We start from the raw sequence: 16,485 nt of genomic DNA, 5'->3' as shown, positions 1-16,485 counted from the left end.
CGCTTATCAATCGACTAGTTTCACGCCGTCGAACGGACGGTGCGCATGGCAATCACCTATAATCTGGTCAAGGAAGTCACCGCCAATCTCTATGATTGGTCGCTGCGCCGTATCCCTGAATCCTCGAAGGCCGAATTCCGCAAGGCGCTCGCGACGGAAACCGAGCCGCAGGCCCGCCAGACACTCGCCTTCATGCTGGACAGCGCCGAGCGCGCCGAGACCACCGGCAAGTTCCTGTGTTCGGACGCCGGCGTGCCGAGCTACAGCATCAAGATCGGCTCCGGCGCGCGGATGGAGGGCGATATCCGCCAGGCCATCGTTGACGGCTTCGCCGAGCTCACCCGCACGATCCAGCCGCCGCTGCTGCGCTTCGTCACCAATCCGCTGACCAATGAGCGCAGCTTTCACGGCAAGGACATGCCGCTGGTCTCCTGGGACCTCGTCGGCGAGGGCGACTATCTCGACATCACCTGCGCCCCCAAGGCGCTCGGCGGCGGGCGCTGGGCCGCCGTGGAGATACTGGTCAGCCCGAGCCTCGACGAGATCGAGCGCTGCATCCTGGAGATCGTGCTGCGCGCCGGCGGCCAGCATTGCCCGCCGGTGGTGATCGGCGTCGGTATCGGCGGCACTTTCGATCATGCCGCAAAGCTCTCCAAGGACGCGACCTTGCGGCCGTTCGGCGAGCGCAATCCCGAGGCGATGGTCGCCGCAATGGAGGAGCGCCTGACCCGCGCCGTGAACCAGATGGGCTTCGGCCCGATGGGCGTCGGCGGCTCGACCACGACCTTCGGCGTCCATGTCGAATACGCCTCCGGCCACGGCTTCACCCCGGTCGCGGTCTCGTTCAACTGCTGGATCAACCGGCGGACGCGGGCGCGGATCTACAATTCCGGCGTGGTGGAGCGGATCGAATGACGAGCCCATCCCCGATACGTCTGACCCTGCCGCTGACGCCCGAAGCGGCGCGCGCGCTCAAGGTCGGCGATGTCGTGCTGCTCGATGGCGATGCGGTCGCGACCGTCGGAATGCCCACCCAGAAGCGCATGGTCGCGGAATTGGAGGCCGGCCGCGAACTGCCTTTGTCGCTGCGCGCCGGCACCTTCTTCCATATGGGCGTGAGCTATGAGGACGATGACGGGCGGCCCGGCGCGGTCCACTACGTCAACCCGACGACGTCGAGCCGCTTCAGTCACCTGATGCCGACGCTGATCCGGGGGCTGCGCCTGACCGCGACCGGCGGCAAGGGCGGGCTCTCGCAGGACAGCGTCGACGCGATGCGCGAAGTCGGCTGCGTCTATTTCTCCTTCGTCGGCGGCGCCTCCGCCTTGCTGAGCGAAGGCGTGGAGGCGGTAACCGACTGCGCCTGGCGCGACCTGATCATGCAGTTCCGCCTGAACCGGCTCCGGCTCGGCGGCTTCGGACCGGTGATCGTCGCCATCGATGCCCATGGCAACTCGATCTATGAGCGCCTGATGACGTCTGCCCGCGAGCGCCTGCCGGAGATCATCCGCTCGCTCCGCCCCACGGAAACCGACAACGAGACCAACTGATGCAAGCGATCGAGATCACCAGGCCGGGCGGACCCGAGGTCCTTGCCTTTTGCGAGCGGCCATTGCCCGTGCTCGGTCCCGGCGACGTGCTGATCCGCGTGCGGGCGGCCGGGGTGAACCGGCCCGACATCCAGCAGCGGCGCGGCCTCTACCCGCCACCGCCCGGTGCGACCGACCTGCCTGGCCTCGACGTTTCCGGCGTGGTCGAGGCTGTCGGCGCCGAGGTCGCCTGGCCGAAGCTCGGCGATGCCGTCTGCGCGCTCGCCAATGGCGGCGGCTATGCCGAATTCTGCGCGGTGCCGGCGCTGCAATGCATGCCGCTGCCGACCGGTTTCTCCTTCGCTGAGGCGGCGGCGCTGCCGGAGGTGTTCTTCACTGCCTGGAACAACGTCATCTGGCTCGGCCGGCTCGCTGAGGGCGAGACTCTCTTGGTCCAGGGCGGCACCAGCGGCGTCGGCATGGCCGCGATCCAGATTGCCAAGCAGCTCCGCAGCGCCCGCGTGATCGCGACCGCCGGCACCGCCGAGAAGCGCGCGGTTTGCCTGGAGATCGGCGCCGACCTCGCCGTCGACTACCGCGCCGACTGGGTAGGCGAGGTCGAGGCGGCGATCGGCAAGGAGAAGGTCGACGTCGTCCTCGACGCGCAGGCCGGCCCCTATACCGAAAAGCAGTTGCAACTGCTCGCGCCGGACGGGCGCGTCGTGCTGATCGCCAGCCATCTCGGCCAGATGGCCGAGGTCAATGTCCGCAACATCGTGCGCCGGCGGTTGACCCTGACCGGCTCGACGCTGCGGCCACGCGATGCCGCCTATAAGGGCCGGATCGCCAACAAGCTGGTGGCGCAAATCTGGCCGCTGCTGGTGAGCGGGGCGATCCGCAGCCATATCTGCGCGAGCTTCGACTGGCGCGACGTCCAGGATGCGCATGCGCTGATGGATGCGGGCGATCAGGTCGGCAAGGTTGTCCTGACCATGCCGGAATAGCCCGGCGGGCTGCGCGAATAACTATCCAGTTTGGAGAATTCTCATCTAGAACAGCGGTTCGTGCTCGCTTAGCCGGATCGCAAAGTGTTCTCCTTCGCGCCCGTTCAGTCCGTTCTCAAGGCGCTCCGGCTGCTGACCGAGGTCAATCGCTGCAGTGTCGCGACCGTCGGCGAACTGCATCGCCGTACCGGCATGCCGAAGCCGACGATCGTGCGCCTGCTCGAGACGCTGATGGAAGCCGGCTATGTCGTGCGCGACGAGCGCATGCGCGGCTATCTCGTGACGTCGCAGGTGGCGCATCTGAGCTCGGGCTTCCATGGCGCGCCGATGGTGATCGAGGCGGCGCGCCCCTGGGCCACAGCGCTGACGCGCCAGATCAAATGGCCCTGCGCGGTCTGCCTACTCGATTACGACGCCGTGGTCGTCCGTTTCTCGACGATTCCTGACAGCCCGATCTCGCCCTTCCATGCGACGCTCGGCTACCGGCTGAACCTCGGCGGCCGGGCGCTCGGACGCGCCTATCTCGCCTTCTGTCCCGACGAGGAACGCGACGTACTGCGCGCTGCGATGCGCGCCTCGGCCGAGCCGGAGAACAACAGCCTCAGCGACGAAGATGTCGAGGGCATGATCGCGCAGGCGCGCTGGCGCGGCTATACCGAGCGGGATCCCGCCGCCGAGCCGAAGAATTCCGCGACGATCGCGGTGCCGATCAAGCTCGGCGAGCGCGTGCTCGCGACCTTCGGCGTGACCTTCTTCCGCGCCGCAGTCCCTAACCCGGATGACAAGGCGAAAATCATCCATCCGCTGAAGAAGGCGGCGGCCAATATCGAGGCGCAGCTCGAGGCGCTGTCGCAATCCATGGGCGTTGCGTTTCAAGGCGAGAAATAGCCGCGCTTTCCCGCGAACCTGTGAAGGGCTCGTGCCTAGTGTCCGGACACGACCAAAACATGGTGTCCGGAGGAAACCTCAGATGATGCGGCCGATCTCACGCCGTCGTTTCATGGCGTCTCTCGCTGGCGCCGGCGCGCTGGCTACACAGGGGCGGGCCTTCGCCGATACCTGGCCGAGCCGGCCGGTCACCATCGTCGTGCCGTTCCCGGCGGGAGCCTCGACCGACGTCGTCGCTCGCCTGCTGGCGGAGCGGTTGCGCAGCGAACTCGGCCAGGGCTTCGTCGTCGAGAACAAGACCGGCGCTGGCGGCAACATCGCGGCGACCGGCGTCGCCCGGGCGACCCCGGATGGCTACACCCTGCTGTTCTCCTCGTCCGGGCCGCTCGCGACCAACAAGCTGCTCTACAAGACCATGTCCTTCGATCCGCTGGCCGATTTCGCGCCGGTCGCGCTCTTGGGCGACGTCCAGGGCATCGTCAGCGTCCATCCCTCGCTGCCGGTCTCGTCGTTTGCCGAGCTCGTCGCCTACGGCAAGGCCAATCCCGGCAAGCTCACCTTCGGCAGCCCCGGCTTCGGGCTGATGGGCCATGTCACCGGCGAGCTGATCCAGCGCAAGGCTGGCTTCCAGATGACGCATGTGCCCTATCGCGGCTCGGCCCCGCTCTCGGCCGATCTGGTCGGGGGCATGGTCAATGTCGCGATCGACTTCATCCCGGCCTACATCCCCCACGTCAAAAGCGGCGCCATCCGCGCGCTTGCGGTGACAAGCGACCAGCGTGCCCCGCAATTGCCGGAGGTACCGACCTTGTCCGAGGCCGGGTTGCCGGGCGTCAGTGCGACGGGCTGGTTTGCGCTGGTCGGGCCGAAAGGGCTGCCCGATCCGATCGTGGCGCGCATCGCTAAGATCACCCGCGCCTATGTCGAGAGCACCGAGGGGCGTGAAAAGCTCGCCACGATCGGCGTGCGTTCGCTCAGCGGTGACGCCGCGGCGGTGCGGGCTGCTCAGACCCAGGAAGTGGCGAAATGGGCGGATGTCGTGCGGGCTGCGGCGATCTCGCTGGATTGAGCTGAAAAGTTACAAAACAAGCGCCTGGCCCAAGGTTCGCCTGGGCCCGGCTTCTTCTCTCCATTAGGCTATGGCTGTCACGTCGCCTGACGTGACGAATGTCGCGATTGGGTTTACAGCAGACCTCGCTGATTAAGGCCGCTGCACTATGTCCGAGGCCAAACGCCCATTGATCGTGCGCCAGCAATAGCCATTGCAACCAACCCGCCTACAAAGGCGCCACCTCCAAAGAGCACAAAAAACCATGAAATTAGCGCCAAATGCCAATAGTTCCAGTTAAACAGTGGGATATTTCCGTAGATTATTTTTCCCGCCGCCGCAGCAATGAAGCTTAACGCTATGCCCGAGCATATCAATGCAAGAATTAGAAGTGACCATGCGATAATCAATGCGACACGAGATTCTAGTGATCCGTCCTTGATGCCTACTACTTTCTCAGAAAAAGTTATTGAAAATACCAGCGTTGCGGAAATCAGAGTAATAAAAGTTTTCAGTAGATCTTTTGTTTCTGCATAGTCATACTTCATAAACATCTCGGAAGCGTTCATGCGTCTGCCCCTTCCTCAACATTCCCTGTCGAAGAAAGCTATCGAATTGGTGGACGGCAAGCTAGCCGACCTTCACGTTTGAAATGACGCAATGGATCGTGGCCGACTGTCCCGCAGTTCTCTGGTCCTTTTTTCAGGCCGCCGCCTCCAACCCCAGCAGCTCCGCCGCATGCCCGCCGGTCAGGCGCTTGATCTCGGCCTCCGTGAACTGCAGGTCGAGCAGATGGCCGACGACCTCGCGATAGCCATCGATCGGGCGCGGCGAGCCGGTAAGGCCGAGGTCCGAGCAGAGCACGGTGTTCTCGACGCCGGCGACCTCGATCACCCGGCGCAGCTCAGGCGGCTCGAACTTCTTCGACTTGCCTTCGACGAACATGCAGATCGAATGCTCCATCACCGCGCCAAGCGAGACGAGGTCGCGGATTTCCGCATCGCTGCAATTGTTGACCATGTAGGTCGGATGGTTGACGAGCAGCTTCCTGACGCCGCGCGCCTTCGCCTCCTCGAACACCGCGAAGAGCTCGGGCGTAGAGAGATGCCCGCCGGCGAGGATGATGTCGCCGGCCGCGATCAGGTCGAGGATCAGCTTGACGTCGTCAGTGAGCTTGCCGTCGGCCCCGAACGGCGTCAGCGGGATCGGGTCGAGCATCTTCTGTGCGGTCTTCGGGAAGGTCTTCACCGCGCCGGAGGCGAGCACGTCGATATGGTTCTTGGCCGAGAGCGTCGGCATCCAGACGATTTTGCCGCCGAGCTTGATGGCGTGGTCGACCGCATGCGGGTTGAAGCCGCCGGAGGCATTGTTGAGCGCGATGCCCGAGAACAGCCTGACACCGGTGTCAGGCACGAGCTTCTCGAGCAGGATCGCGTGGGCGGTGCCGAGATAGAAATGATCCTTGTAGACGACGGCGCGGAACTTCGCCGCGGCGGCATCCAGCATCGCCTCGTGATGGTCGAGGATCCGCGGCATCGCGGCTGGGCCGCTATGGCAATGCAGGTCGACGGCGCCGACCAGGAGGTCGGCGATCTGCCGGCTGCGGGCGTCGGCTTTCTGGGCGGTCAAGGTCATGTCGCAGGCCCTCAGGCGGTTTCGCCGGGCATCGGATAATCCGCGGCGTTGATGACCCAGCCGGGCTTCTGCGAGAAGTCGAGGCGGGGCGGCGAGAAGATGTCGATCATCTGGTTCAGCCCGGGTAGGACCGAGCGCGAGGTGTGGATCGAGGGCGGCGGGATCACGGTCAGCGATGGCGCGGCCATCAATTCGTGCTCGTCCTCGCGCCAGATCCGCATGTCGGGTGTCCACGGCCAGCGGATGTCGTGGATGTAGCCGCCGTCGATGACCAGCGAGCCCTGCTCGAAATCGTCATGGTGATGCGGCGAGAGCGCGGTGACGTCGCGCAAGCCCATCCGTGGATCGAGGATGTTCACCATCAGCGTGGTGCAGCGGAAGATGCGGCCGAAACGGCCTTCGCCGCCGCCGGCATCGAGGCTGTAGGCGCGGATCCTGAAGCCACCTGATGGTTCCGGCCAGGGCTCCAGCAGCGCGACATTGGCATGAGGCTGCGCATAGGAGGCGGCATTCGAGCAGGACGCCGCCAGGTCGGTCGCGACGCTGGAGAAGATCCGGATGACGCGGCCGGTGCCCTTGAGCGTGATGCGCGAGGCGCCCGGCGGCACGAAGACGATCGAGCCGCCCGCGACCTCGACCGTCTCGGCTCCGGCGGTGACTGTCGCTCCGAGCTCCTTTTCGGGCAGGATCAGGCAGTATTCGTCCGGCTGCGCCGTGCGTGCCAGCACGGCGCCAGGCTTCACATCCGAATAGGCGACGATGAAGTTCTGGCCGCGAGCCAGCCAGGTGCGCTCGCTGTCGTTCGCGTGCTGCGGCTCCTCAACATAAAAGCGGGCATAGTCGGCGCCGGCATACGCCTTGACCGGCGCGGCCTTCGTCGCCGCCGGCGCAGACAGCTTCGAGCGCGGATCGCTGGAGGGATAGCTCACGGGTCCGTATCTCCTATCGGGAGCCTGGGTTCTCGACCCGGCTCCTGGCTGTCTGCATCTGCGCCAGGGTTTCGCTCGCGGCCTTGCGCAGGAAGCCCTGGTCCGAAGAGAGGATGAAGGCGCTGGCGCCGCGCTCGGCGAAGGCAGCGGATTCCTCGCCATTGTCGGTCATCACGCAGACCGGCTTGCCGGCCTTCTTCGCGGCGCGCAGGATCGTTTCGACCGCATCGCGGACCGCAGGCGCATCGCGGGTCGGGGCTCCGAAGGCGACGGTGAGGTCGCCGCGGCCGATGAAGACGGCGTCCAACCCCTCGACCGCGAGGATGGCGTCGATCCGGTCCAGCGCCGACGGGTCCTCGATCATGGCGATCGTCGCCACTGCCGCATCGGCCGCGTCGACGAGGTCCCACATCTTGCTGCCGCCATAGCGGCCGGCGCGGGTGACGCCGGAGAAGCCGCGCTTGCCGCCGCGATAGCGGCAGGCGGCGACGAGGGCCTCAGCATCAGCCACGCTCGCGACATGCGGAGCGAGGATGCCGACCGCGCCGCAATCGAGCGACACCTGGATCGCGTCGCTCGTCAGCGTCGGGACGCGGACGACGCCGGCGATCCCGGCGGCCCGTGCCGCCAGCAGCACGAGGTCGGTCGTGCCGCGATCGAAGGGCGCATGCTCCTGATCGACGACGATGAAGTCGAAGCCGCTATTGCCGAGGATTTCGGTGGCGTGCGGGCTCGGCGTCTTGACGAAGCTCCCCGCCAGGAAGGCGCCGCTGACGAGGCGTTGGCGAAAGCTGGTTGGGGCAGGGGGCTGCATGGATAGGCCGTACCGATTTCGATGATCGGATGATGGCACTGCCGCTCCCGGATATGACCGGAAGTCCCTGCGTTTCACATCTCGAAATCAGCCGAGGCGCGCGCCCCCTGCGTCAGAAAGCCGTCAGGATCACCCTGGGACCCGGCGAGGAAACGTCGGATACGACACTCGGGGGGAAGGGCATCCGAATGAAGACACGCCTGTTGCCGGCCGCCGGCCTGATCGCGGCCTGCGCCATGCCCGCCGCCGCCGGCACGCTCGAGACCGTCAGGAATCGCGGCGAGATGATCTGCGGCGTCAGCCCGGGCGTCGCCGGCTTCTCGGTGCCCGACGAGGCCGGGCGCTGGGGCGGCTTCGACGTCGACATCTGCCGGGCCGTCGCTGCCGCCGTCCTCGGCGATGCCGGCAAGGTCCGCTACACCCCGCTCAGCCCGAAGGACCGCTTCGTCAGCCTGCAGAGCGGCGAGATCGACCTGCTCTCCCGGCAGGCGACCTGGACGCTGTCGCGCGACACCCAGATGGGCCTGCGCTATGTCGGCGTCGGCTATTATGACGGCCAGGGCTTCATGGTTCGCAAGGCGCTGAACATCAAATCGGCGAAAGAGCTCAACGGGGCCTCGGTCTGCGTGCCGACCGGCACGACCACCGAGCTCAACATCGCCGACTATTTCCGTGGGAACGGCATGAAGTATGAGGGCGTCGCCTTCGAGGCCGGCGATCAGGTCGCCAAGGCCTTCGAGTCCGGCCGATGCGACGTCTTCAGCAACGACGTCTCGGCGCTCTCGGCCTACCGGCTGAAGCTGGTCAACCCGACCGAATACGTGATCCTGCCGGAGTTGATCTCGAAGGAGCCGCTTGGCCCCGTCGTGCGCCAGGGCGACGAGATGTGGACCAGCATCGTGCGCTGGTCGCTCTATGCCATGCTCGTCGCCGAGGAGCTCGGCGTCACCGCCAACAATGCCGACGAAATGAAGCGCACCGGCTCGCCGGAAGTGCAACGCTTGCTCGGCGGCTCGGGAAATCTCGGCGAATCGATGGGGCTGAAGCCGGATTGGGCGCTGCAGATCGTCAAGCAGGTCGGCAATTACGGCGAGGTCTATGAGCGCAATGTCGGCGCGGGCTCGAAGCTCGGCATCGAGCGTGGCCTCAACAAGCTCTGGACCAAGGGCGGCCTGCAATACGCGCCGCCGGTGCGCTGATGGCAGCGTCCGGCCGCTATTCAGCCGAGGCGCTGCGATCCTTCGCGGCCGCCTTGCTCGAGGCGGCCGGGACGCCGCCAGGCAATGCCGCTCTGGTGGCGCAGGCACTCGTCGATGCCGATATCGAGGGCCTGGCCTCGCATGGCCTGCTGCAATTGCCGATGTATCTGGAGCGGATCGAACGGAAATCCGTCGATCCGGCGGCCAGCGGCGAGATCGTCGTCGACACGGGTGCGCGCCTGACGATCGACGCCAGGAACGGGCTCGGCCATGTCACGGCCGAGCGGGCCTGCGACATCGCGATCGCCCGTGCGGCCGAGCACGGCGTCGCGATCGTCGCCATCCGCAACGCCTTCCATTTCGGCGCCGCCGGGCGCTTTGCCCGCAAGATCGCGCTCACCGGCAAGATCGGCATCGTCATGGCCAATACGCGCCCGATGCTGCCGGCGCCGGGTGGAGCCGAGGCGGTCGTCGGCAACAACCCGCTGGCGCTCGCCATTCCGACCGGCGGCGAGCCGATCGTCCTCGACCTCGCCATGAGCGCCGGCGCGATGGGCAAGGTCAGGCTGGCGGCGAGCAACAGCGAGCCCATTCCCGAAGGCTGGGCCCAAACGGCCGAGGGGCTGCCGACCCGCGACGCGGCCGAGGCGATCAAGGGCGTGCTCCTGCCTGCTGCCGGGGCAAAGGGCTTCGGCCTTGCCGTGATGATCGACCTTATCGCGGGTGGCCTCTCGGCCGGCGGCATCGGCAGCGAGGTGCAACCGCTCTATGGTGATCTCTCCCGGCCCTATGGCAGCGCCAACCTGTTCATGGCGATCGAGATCGAGGGCATGCGCCCTCTCGCCGAGTTCGAGACCGCTGCAGCGACGTTCACGGACCACATCCGGCAGTCGAGGCCGGTTCCCGGCGCCCCTCCCATCCGCCTGCCGGGCGATCGGGCAACGCAGGCGCGCAGCCGTTTCGACGGCTTCTGCCCCCTCGCAAGGACAACGCTGGCCGCGCTTCAGGCCAGTGCCGGCCGCCTCGGCGTCGCGATTCCGATTGCTCTCGCCGACTGATGCGAATTGATCAGGACTTCGCGATCTGTCTGACGCTGCGATCCTTGGCCGACGCGGCTAGCCCTTCGAACGCAAGCGAGGCGACGCCGAGCAGCCCGGCCGTATTGCCGAGTTCGGCGGTGCGGACATCAACTGCTGCCGCCAGGGCCGGCCAGACATAAGCCGGCAAAATAGTACGGATCCGGCGCGCCAGAGCCTCGCCGGCCCCCGACACCCCGCCGCCGAGAACAATCGCCTCGAGCATGAGCGCGTTGGTCAGGGCGCCCGCCGCGTGGGCGATGCCGCGACAGGCCGCATCGATGATCGCTTCCGCCGCCGCGTCGCCGGCCTCGGCCTGCTCGAACAGCTTCCGTGCCGATAAGGCTGCATCCCCGGCCTGACGTGCGTAGGCTTGCAGCATGGCTGGCGCCGAGGACCGCGCTTCTAGCGAAAGCGGCCGGCCCGTGCCGTCGATACCGACGACGATGGCACCAAGCTCGGGCGGATGGCCGTCCGGGCCAATGACCGGCCTTCCGTCGAGCACAACGGCGCCGCCGACCCCCGTCCCAATCGTGATCAGGACGAAGCGATTCAGCGCCCGGCCGGCACCGTACCTGATTTCGCCTAATGCAGCGGCAACGCCGTCATTCGCGAACCAGACCGGGAGGCCGACCCGCTGTTCTAGCGCTTGGGCAATTGACCCGTCACGCAGCGCGGGAACATTGCCGCCGCCATCGATGACGACGCCGCTCTTCGGCGATGCGTAGCCCGGCATCGCGACCGCCAAGGCATCGGCCGGGGCGCCCGCCATCACGTCCTCATAGAGCCGGGCCAGCCGCTCGCAGAGCGCCGCGAAAGACAGGTCGCGTTCGAACGGCACCTCGCCTTGCTTGAGCAGGCGGCCGTCCTCGGCCACCAGCCCGAACTTGACGGCGGTGCCGCCGATATCGAAGGCGAAGACGGTCTTCATGGCAAGCGGTCGATCTTGATGCCGAGCTTCTTGGACAGGCCGGGAAAGCGCATCAGATGCGGTGGGATCCCGCGTCGCGCCGCCATGGCCTGCGCCAGCCGCTGCACGGGCACGATCGCGGCGAGCGCGTCATAGGGCGCCGCCAGTCCGTCGAGCCGCAGCCAGTCGAACGACGTCGGCTCATCGGTTAAATTGAGGATCAGGATGCGGACGCCCAGTGTGGCCATCACACCAGCGGCATGGGCCGCGAGCTCTCGTTCGGCCGCGTCCGCCGCGATCATGACGCAGAGGCTCCTGCCGGTCAGCCCGTGCAGGCGGCCATGCATGGCTTCTTCGGCCGGGAAGGCCGCCGCCGGCACGCCGGTCATCTCGGCGAGCTTGAGCGAGGCTTCAAGCGCCGTGCCGAGATGGCGGCCCTCGCCGGTGAAGAGCAGGCCATCGACCGCGTCGAGCTCCGCCGCCAGCGCGAAGGCCGGCAGTGTCGCCGCCTCGATCAGTGCGGCGATCGCCGCCTCGGCGACGTCCTGCCCGGCATGACCGGCGAGTGCCGCCGCAAGCTCGGCCAGCGCCGCGAGCGAGCCGCCATAGCCTTTTGTCTTCGGGCCGACCGGTTCGGATCCGATCGGCATCACGATCCTGGTCGTCGCCACCCGCCCGATCGGGCTGTCGGCCTCGGCAGTGATGGTGAGGGTGGTCAGTCCGCTGTCCTGCGCTCGCCTGACCGCTGCGACGGTGGTCTCGCTGGTCCCGGTCTGCGACAGCGCGACGACCAGCGCCTCGCGGCCGAGCACCGGCTCGCGCTGCAGGAAGGCACCCGGGTTCAGCGCCTCGACGAAGGTGCCCCTGGCTTCCAGCGCCGGCTTCGCCACCAGCAGCGCGTTGAGCGAGGTGCCGGAGCCGACGAGGACAATGTGCCCCGCCCGCGGAAGCGCGAGCTCGCGCAGCCGCTGGCGCACGGCGGCGATCGTCGCCGGCACGATCTGCGCCTGCGCCCGGATGAAACCGTCGATGATGCTCTGGTCGACCATGGTCATCCCTTCACCGCGCCGATGGTCAGGCCACGCACGAGATGGCGCTGGAAGAACAGCATGAACAGCAGGATCGGCAGCATGATCCCGATCGCGCCGGCCGCCGAGAGCGACCAGTAGTTCAGGTCCTCGCCGCCATATTCGGCGATCGCGACGGGCAGCGTCTTGGTGTTGCTGCCGGTCAGGATCAGCGCGAACAGGAATTCGTTGTAGGCAAGCAGCAGGCTGAACAGCGAGGTGACGACGATGCCGGGCTTGGCCAGCGGCAGGATCACCTTGGTGAAGGTCGTCCAGGCATTGCAGCCGTCGATCGTGGCGGCTTCGTCGAGCTCGCGCGGGATTTCCAGGAAGAAGCTGCGCATCAGCCAGACGGTGAAGGGCTGGTTGATCGCCACCATCGCCGCGATCATCGCAGGATAGGTGTCGATCATCGCAAGCGAGCGCGCCACGATGAAGAACGGGATCAGCAGCAGGATGTGCGGGAACATCCGGATCACCAGGAGCCCCATTAGATAGGAGCGCGCCATCCGGCTCTCCAGCCGCGACAGGCCGTAGGCGGAAAGCGTGCCGAGCGGCACCGAGATGAAGACAGTGCCGAGCGCGATGATCGAACTGTTCAGGAAGAACTCGACGAAGCGGCGCTCGACCCAGATCTCGTAATGGAAACGGAAGGTCGGCTCGAAGAGCAGTTTCGGCGGGATCGCGAAGGCATCGGCCGGCTGCTTGATCGAGATCAGCACCGCCCAGATGATCGGCGTCAGGCTGAACAGCGCGAACAGCGACAGGAGGAAGACGGCGAGCGGCTGGCCGAAGAGGCGGCGCATCAGAACGCTCCCCGTTCGCGCCGGTACATCAGCGAGATGATCATCAGCGTCAGCCCGGTGACGATCAGCATGGTCAGGACGCCCAGTGTCGAGGCGCGGCCGAGGTCGAGCTGCTTGAAGGCCAGGGCGTAGGTGTACATCGTCAGCGTCTCGGTCGCGGTGCCCGGGCCGCCGCCGGTCAGCACATAGATGCTGTCGAAGGTGCGAAAGGAATCCATCAGCCGGATCGCCAGCACGAACAGGATCTGCGGGCGCAAGCACGGCAGGATGATGTGCCAGACCAGGCGCGGGCCCGAGGCGCCGTCGATCTTGCCGGCTTCGAGCAGCGCCTCGTCCATGCCCTGCAGGCCGGCATAGAGGATCAGCATGACGAAGGGCGTGAATTGCCAGACATCGGCGACGATGATGGTGACGAAGGCCCAGACCGGCGATCCCAGCCAGTCCGGCGGGAAGATGTCGAAGGAGGCGATGACGGCGTCGGCAAGACCCCAGCGCGCCGCGAAGATCCAGCGCAGGAACAGCGCAGCGACCACCGGCGTGATCAGATAGGGCACGAAGATCAGTGTCGAGAAGAGGCGCGCGCCGCGCGTCAGCTTGTAGAGCCCGAGCGCGAGCAGCAGGCCGAGCGCGAACTCGACCGCAAGCGAGCAGGCGACCAGGATCACCGTCGTCCTGAGCGAGGCCCAGACACGGTCCTGACCAAGCAAAGCGAGGTAGTTGTCGGGCCCGACGAAACGGGGCTGCGACTGGCCGATATGGTAGTCGAAAAAGCTGAGATAGACGGCGTAGAGCACCGGGTAGAGCTGGATGCCGAGCACGACGAGCGCGCTCGGCACCACGAACAGCCAGAGCGATATTTCGCGGGGATAGGCCCGCGCCGACGACGACGCCATAAATCTGTGCCTTGCGCTGGAGCGGCCCGGTTCAGGCCCGGACCGTTCCGGAAGCGAGAATGCTCACTTGTAGACGCCGCGGCGCGTCAGGAATTCCTCGGCTTCCTTGGCGCCGGTGTCGAGCGCCTCCTTGACCGGCATCTCGCCGGTGACGGCCTGCAGGACGCGCCGCGTCACCGTCTCGCTGACTTCCTTGAACTCGGCGAATTTCGGGAAGGTCGCCCCCTTGTCCAGTGCCGGCACCAGCACGTTGTAATAGCGGAAGCGCTGGCGCAGCTCCGGATCCTCCAGCACCGAGACGCGCGTCGGACAGGCGAGGCTCGCGCCCTCGCGCTGGTTCGTCGGCGACAGCGTCGCGGCGAGCAGGCGGAACAGCGTGTCCTTGTTGCGCGAGGTGAACTTCGAGATGGCGAAGGTGTCGGCCACCACGACCTGACCACCCCGCGGCGGCGGCGCCCAATTGATCTTGCCGATCACCTTGGACTGATCCTGGCGGTCCATCGCGGCGGTGCGCGTCAGCCACTGCATGCCCATGGCAGCGGCGCCCTGCTGGAACAGGATGGTCGATTCGTCGTTGCCGTTGGCGGTGTAGCCGCGCGGCGCGAAGCGCGTCAGCGACTTCATCGTCTCGATCGCGGCGATGCCCTTCGGGCTGTTGAACACCGGCTTCTTGTTGGCGTCGAACCAGCCGTCGCCCAGCGCATTCAGATACCAGTGGCCCTCGTTGAGGACGCCGTCGCCCTTGAGCGTCATTACGGTACCCGCGACGGAGGGCGAGTTCAGCGCGCCGGCGGCGGCGATGTACTCCTCGAACGAGGTCGGCGGCTTCAGGCCCTTGGCCTCGAACAGATCCTGCCGATAGGCCATGAGCTGGGTGTTGGTCAGCACCGGCAGGCCATAGACCTTGCCGCCGAACGAGGCCGAGCTCATCGCCGTCTTGGCGAAGTCGTCGAGCTTGTACTCGTCCTTGTGCTTGGCGATGTAATCGTCGAGCGGCTCGAGCCAGCCGTTCTGCGCGAAGTTGGCGATCGTCAGGTCGTTGCCGAGCATGATGTCGATCGAGTCCGCACCGGACGACAGCGTGATCGTCTGCAGCTCCTTCAACGGCGCGTTCGGCATCAGGTCGGCAGTGACCTTGACGTTCGGTAGCGCGCTTTGGAGCTTCTTCACGTAGAATTCCAGCGCCGGGTAGCGCTCGCCGACGAAGCGGACGTTCATCTCCTGCGCTCGCGCGCCGAAGCCATAGGCCGTCGCCGCCATCGTTCCGGCCGCGCCCAGCACCGTCCGGCGGGACAAGCCACTCTTGGATTCGCGCTGCTGCGTTATGGTCTGTTCCCCGCTGTTTCCGGGAGGTCTTTCGCTGCCGCCCGATTTATTCCAATGAAGTGATTTAATCAGAGAGCACTTCGACTGGCAAGCGGCTGGGTGTAGGCAGGAGCGATGATTCAGAGGCAGAGATGAAGCTGTTCGGCGCCAATATGGACCATGCCCGCCGGTTCAACCGGCGGGTCGTGCTGGAGACGGTGCGGCTGCAGGCGCCGCTCTCGCGCGCCGAGATCACCCGCGCCACCGGCCTGGCGCCGCAGACCATCTCCAACATCATCGCCGAGCTGAGCGAGGCCGGGCTGGTGCGCAGCGTCAGCCGGCGCAGCGGCGCCCGCGGTCAGCCGGCGGTCGATCTCGACATCAATCCCGATGGCGGCTTCACCTTCGGCGTGTCCTTCGGCCATGGCGTCCTGCTGGTCATCCTCACCGACGTCGCCGGCGCGGTGCGCGATCGCGTCGAGCTCGACCTTGATTTCGATGCACCCGAGGCTGTGCTCGACCAGATCGCGGCGACGATCTCGGCGATGCTCGAGCGCCAGCAGGTGGCGCGCCAGCGTGTCTGGGGCGTCGGCCTCGTCGTCCCGGCCTTGTTCCAGGACGACCGGCTCGTCGTGCTCGGCGAGGTCGCGCTGCCCGGCTGGAAGGATTTCTCGCTGCGCCAGTCGCTGCAGGACAAGCTCGGCCTGCCGGTGCTGCTCGAGAACGACGCCACGGCGGCGGCGATCGGCGAGCGGCTCTACGGCGCCGGCCGTACCCTGACCGATTTTGCCTATATCTATATCGGCGCCGGCATCGGCGGCGGGCTCTTCCTGCGTGGCCAGCCCTATCGTGGCGGCTACGGCAAATCTGGCGAGATCGGCCATCTCGTCGTCGACACCAACGGGCGGCCTTGCCCATGCGGCAATCGCGGCTGCCTCGAACGCTACGCCTCGGTCTCGCTCGCGCTGAAGGCGCTCGGCGATGGCCAGGCGGCAACCGTCCGCCACGGCGATCTCGACCGCATCGCCAAGGCGCTCGAAGACGGCGACACCCGCCTGCTCGCCTGGCTGGACGAGGCCGCAGCCAGCCTGCGCCAGGCCGTGGTGATGATCGAGAACATGCTCGATCCGCAGACGGTGATCCTCGGTGGAGTGCTGCCCCGCCCCGTGCTGGAGGCACTGATCGCCCGGATCGAGCCGCTACCGCGCAGCGTCAGCCTCAACAAGGCGGCCGACACGCCGCGCCTGATCGCCGCCGAGATGGGACCGGATACGCCGGCGCTGGGCGCTGCAACGCTGCCGGTCTTCGACGGCATGACGCCGGAGCTGTCATTGCTGTTCAAGCAGGGCGTGGTGGAGCGGATCTGAAGGAGGGCTGGACGG

General features: G+C 66.6%; 17 protein-coding genes. 8 read left to right on the top strand and 9 right to left on the bottom strand.

Going from position 1 to position 16,485, the window contains the following annotated elements; translation table 11 throughout:
- The first annotated feature begins 45 nt into the window (after positions 1-45).
- From B6S44_RS07850 to B6S44_RS07830, 5 genes are all read left to right on the top strand, one after another.
- Positions 46-915 carry a fumarate hydratase gene (locus B6S44_RS07850; protein WP_129156285.1) on the top strand — a complete coding sequence of 290 codons (870 nt, stop codon included), beginning with the start codon at positions 46-48 and terminating at the stop codon, positions 913-915.
- Positions 912-1,550, top strand: coding sequence for a fumarate hydratase C-terminal domain-containing protein (locus B6S44_RS07845; protein ID WP_129156283.1), 639 nt, complete (start codon positions 912-914; stop codon positions 1,548-1,550). Before B6S44_RS07850 ends, B6S44_RS07845 begins: the two co-directional genes overlap by 4 nt.
- Entirely contained in the window at positions 1,550-2,533 is a 984-nt protein-coding gene (locus B6S44_RS07840) for an NAD(P)H-quinone oxidoreductase (protein WP_129156282.1), read from the top strand. Before B6S44_RS07845 ends, B6S44_RS07840 begins: the two co-directional genes overlap by 1 nt.
- 84 nt (positions 2,534-2,617) lie before the next feature.
- Positions 2,618-3,421 carry a DNA-binding transcriptional regulator gene (locus tag B6S44_RS07835; RefSeq protein WP_129156280.1) on the top strand — a complete coding sequence of 268 codons (804 nt, stop codon included), beginning with the start codon at positions 2,618-2,620 and terminating at the stop codon, positions 3,419-3,421.
- An 82-nt stretch (positions 3,422-3,503) separates the two neighbouring features.
- Positions 3,504-4,490, top strand: coding sequence for a Bug family tripartite tricarboxylate transporter substrate binding protein (locus B6S44_RS07830; RefSeq protein ID WP_129156278.1), 987 nt, complete (start codon positions 3,504-3,506; stop codon positions 4,488-4,490).
- A gap of 146 nt (positions 4,491-4,636) precedes the next feature.
- Here B6S44_RS07830 and B6S44_RS07825 read toward each other — a convergent pair whose 3' ends face one another.
- From B6S44_RS07825 to B6S44_RS07810, 4 genes are all read right to left on the bottom strand, one after another.
- Positions 4,637-5,038, bottom strand: a complete 402-nt coding sequence (locus B6S44_RS07825; RefSeq protein ID WP_129156276.1) for a hypothetical protein — start codon at positions 5,036-5,038, stop codon at positions 4,637-4,639.
- A gap of 133 nt (positions 5,039-5,171) precedes the next feature.
- A complete protein-coding gene (locus B6S44_RS07820; RefSeq protein WP_129156274.1) occupies positions 5,172-6,104 on the bottom strand; it encodes a DUF6282 family protein in 933 nt (310 codons plus the stop codon).
- An 11-nt stretch (positions 6,105-6,115) separates the two neighbouring features.
- Positions 6,116-7,033, bottom strand: a complete 918-nt coding sequence (locus B6S44_RS07815; RefSeq protein WP_129156272.1) for a cupin domain-containing protein — start codon at positions 7,031-7,033, stop codon at positions 6,116-6,118.
- A gap of 13 nt (positions 7,034-7,046) precedes the next feature.
- Positions 7,047-7,847: an HpcH/HpaI aldolase family protein gene (locus B6S44_RS07810; protein WP_129156270.1), complete on the bottom strand. Its 801-nt coding sequence runs from the start codon at positions 7,845-7,847 to the stop codon at positions 7,047-7,049.
- Between the two features lie 188 nt (positions 7,848-8,035).
- Here B6S44_RS07810 and B6S44_RS07805 point away from each other — a divergent pair, with 188 nt between their 5' ends.
- Both B6S44_RS07805 and B6S44_RS07800 read left to right on the top strand, forming a co-directional pair.
- The gene (locus B6S44_RS07805) at positions 8,036-9,046 is read left to right on the top strand and encodes an amino acid ABC transporter substrate-binding protein (protein ID WP_129156268.1); all 1,011 of its coding nucleotides are present in this window, start codon (positions 8,036-8,038) and stop codon (positions 9,044-9,046) included.
- Positions 9,046-10,104, top strand: a complete 1,059-nt coding sequence (locus B6S44_RS07800; protein WP_129156266.1) for an Ldh family oxidoreductase — start codon at positions 9,046-9,048, stop codon at positions 10,102-10,104. The genes B6S44_RS07805 and B6S44_RS07800 overlap by 1 nt, the downstream gene beginning before the upstream one ends.
- Positions 10,105-10,114: 10 nt before the next feature.
- On the opposite strand, the gene B6S44_RS07795 is transcribed toward B6S44_RS07800, so the two are convergent.
- The 5 genes from B6S44_RS07795 to B6S44_RS07775 form a co-directional block, all read right to left on the bottom strand.
- Positions 10,115-11,053 (bottom strand): ROK family protein, encoded by a 939-nt coding sequence (locus B6S44_RS07795; RefSeq protein ID WP_129156264.1) that lies wholly within the window; start codon positions 11,051-11,053, stop codon positions 10,115-10,117.
- Positions 11,050-12,087 (bottom strand): SIS domain-containing protein, encoded by a 1,038-nt coding sequence (locus tag B6S44_RS07790; RefSeq protein WP_129156262.1) that lies wholly within the window; start codon positions 12,085-12,087, stop codon positions 11,050-11,052. The genes B6S44_RS07795 and B6S44_RS07790 overlap by 4 nt, the downstream gene beginning before the upstream one ends.
- Positions 12,084-12,905 (bottom strand): carbohydrate ABC transporter permease, encoded by an 822-nt coding sequence (locus B6S44_RS07785; RefSeq protein ID WP_129156261.1) that lies wholly within the window; start codon positions 12,903-12,905, stop codon positions 12,084-12,086. Before B6S44_RS07785 ends, B6S44_RS07790 begins: the two co-directional genes overlap by 4 nt.
- Positions 12,905-13,798 (bottom strand): carbohydrate ABC transporter permease, encoded by an 894-nt coding sequence (locus B6S44_RS07780; RefSeq protein WP_129156259.1) that lies wholly within the window; start codon positions 13,796-13,798, stop codon positions 12,905-12,907. Before B6S44_RS07780 ends, B6S44_RS07785 begins: the two co-directional genes overlap by 1 nt.
- A gap of 63 nt (positions 13,799-13,861) precedes the next feature.
- Positions 13,862-15,094: an extracellular solute-binding protein gene (locus B6S44_RS07775; RefSeq protein ID WP_129156257.1), complete on the bottom strand. Its 1,233-nt coding sequence runs from the start codon at positions 15,092-15,094 to the stop codon at positions 13,862-13,864.
- 161 nt (positions 15,095-15,255) lie between these two features.
- Here B6S44_RS07775 and B6S44_RS07770 point away from each other — a divergent pair, with 161 nt between their 5' ends.
- Positions 15,256-16,470 carry an ROK family transcriptional regulator gene (locus B6S44_RS07770; protein ID WP_129156255.1) on the top strand — a complete coding sequence of 405 codons (1,215 nt, stop codon included), beginning with the start codon at positions 15,256-15,258 and terminating at the stop codon, positions 16,468-16,470.
- Positions 16,471-16,485 lie beyond the last annotated feature (15 nt).

The sequence above is a fragment of the Allobosea sp. Tri-44 genome (assembly GCF_004123845.1).
GTDB lineage: Bacteria > Pseudomonadota > Alphaproteobacteria > Rhizobiales > Beijerinckiaceae > Allobosea.
The sequence above is the reverse complement of the archived record's forward strand: the minus strand, read 5'-3'. Positions and strand labels throughout refer to the sequence as shown.

Bases quoted from the DNA above. Each gene is read 5' to 3' on its own strand.
- B6S44_RS07840 (WP_129156282.1), top strand. From the start codon at position 1,550: ATGCAAGCGATCGAGATCACCAGGCCGGGCGGACCCGAGGTCCTTGCC.
- B6S44_RS07820 (WP_129156274.1), bottom strand. From the start codon at position 6,104: ATGACCTTGACCGCCCAGAAAGCCGACGCCCGCAGCCGGCAGATCGCC.
- B6S44_RS07790 (WP_129156262.1), bottom strand. From the start codon at position 12,087: ATGACCATGGTCGACCAGAGCATCATCGACGGTTTCATCCGGGCGCAG.
- B6S44_RS07785 (WP_129156261.1), bottom strand. From the start codon at position 12,905: ATGCGCCGCCTCTTCGGCCAGCCGCTCGCCGTCTTCCTCCTGTCGCTG.
- B6S44_RS07795 (WP_129156264.1), bottom strand. From the start codon at position 11,053: ATGAAGACCGTCTTCGCCTTCGATATCGGCGGCACCGCCGTCAAGTTC.
- B6S44_RS07845 (WP_129156283.1), top strand. From the start codon at position 912: ATGACGAGCCCATCCCCGATACGTCTGACCCTGCCGCTGACGCCCGAA.
- B6S44_RS07780 (WP_129156259.1), bottom strand. From the start codon at position 13,798: ATGGCGTCGTCGTCGGCGCGGGCCTATCCCCGCGAAATATCGCTCTGG.
- B6S44_RS07830 (WP_129156278.1), top strand. From the start codon at position 3,504: ATGATGCGGCCGATCTCACGCCGTCGTTTCATGGCGTCTCTCGCTGGC.
- B6S44_RS07850 (WP_129156285.1), top strand. From the start codon at position 46: ATGGCAATCACCTATAATCTGGTCAAGGAAGTCACCGCCAATCTCTAT.
- B6S44_RS07800 (WP_129156266.1), top strand. From the start codon at position 9,046: ATGGCAGCGTCCGGCCGCTATTCAGCCGAGGCGCTGCGATCCTTCGCG.
- B6S44_RS07810 (WP_129156270.1), bottom strand. From the start codon at position 7,847: ATGCAGCCCCCTGCCCCAACCAGCTTTCGCCAACGCCTCGTCAGCGGC.
- B6S44_RS07805 (WP_129156268.1), top strand. From the start codon at position 8,036: ATGAAGACACGCCTGTTGCCGGCCGCCGGCCTGATCGCGGCCTGCGCC.
- B6S44_RS07825 (WP_129156276.1), bottom strand. From the start codon at position 5,038: ATGAACGCTTCCGAGATGTTTATGAAGTATGACTATGCAGAAACAAAA.
- B6S44_RS07770 (WP_129156255.1), top strand. From the start codon at position 15,256: ATGAAGCTGTTCGGCGCCAATATGGACCATGCCCGCCGGTTCAACCGG.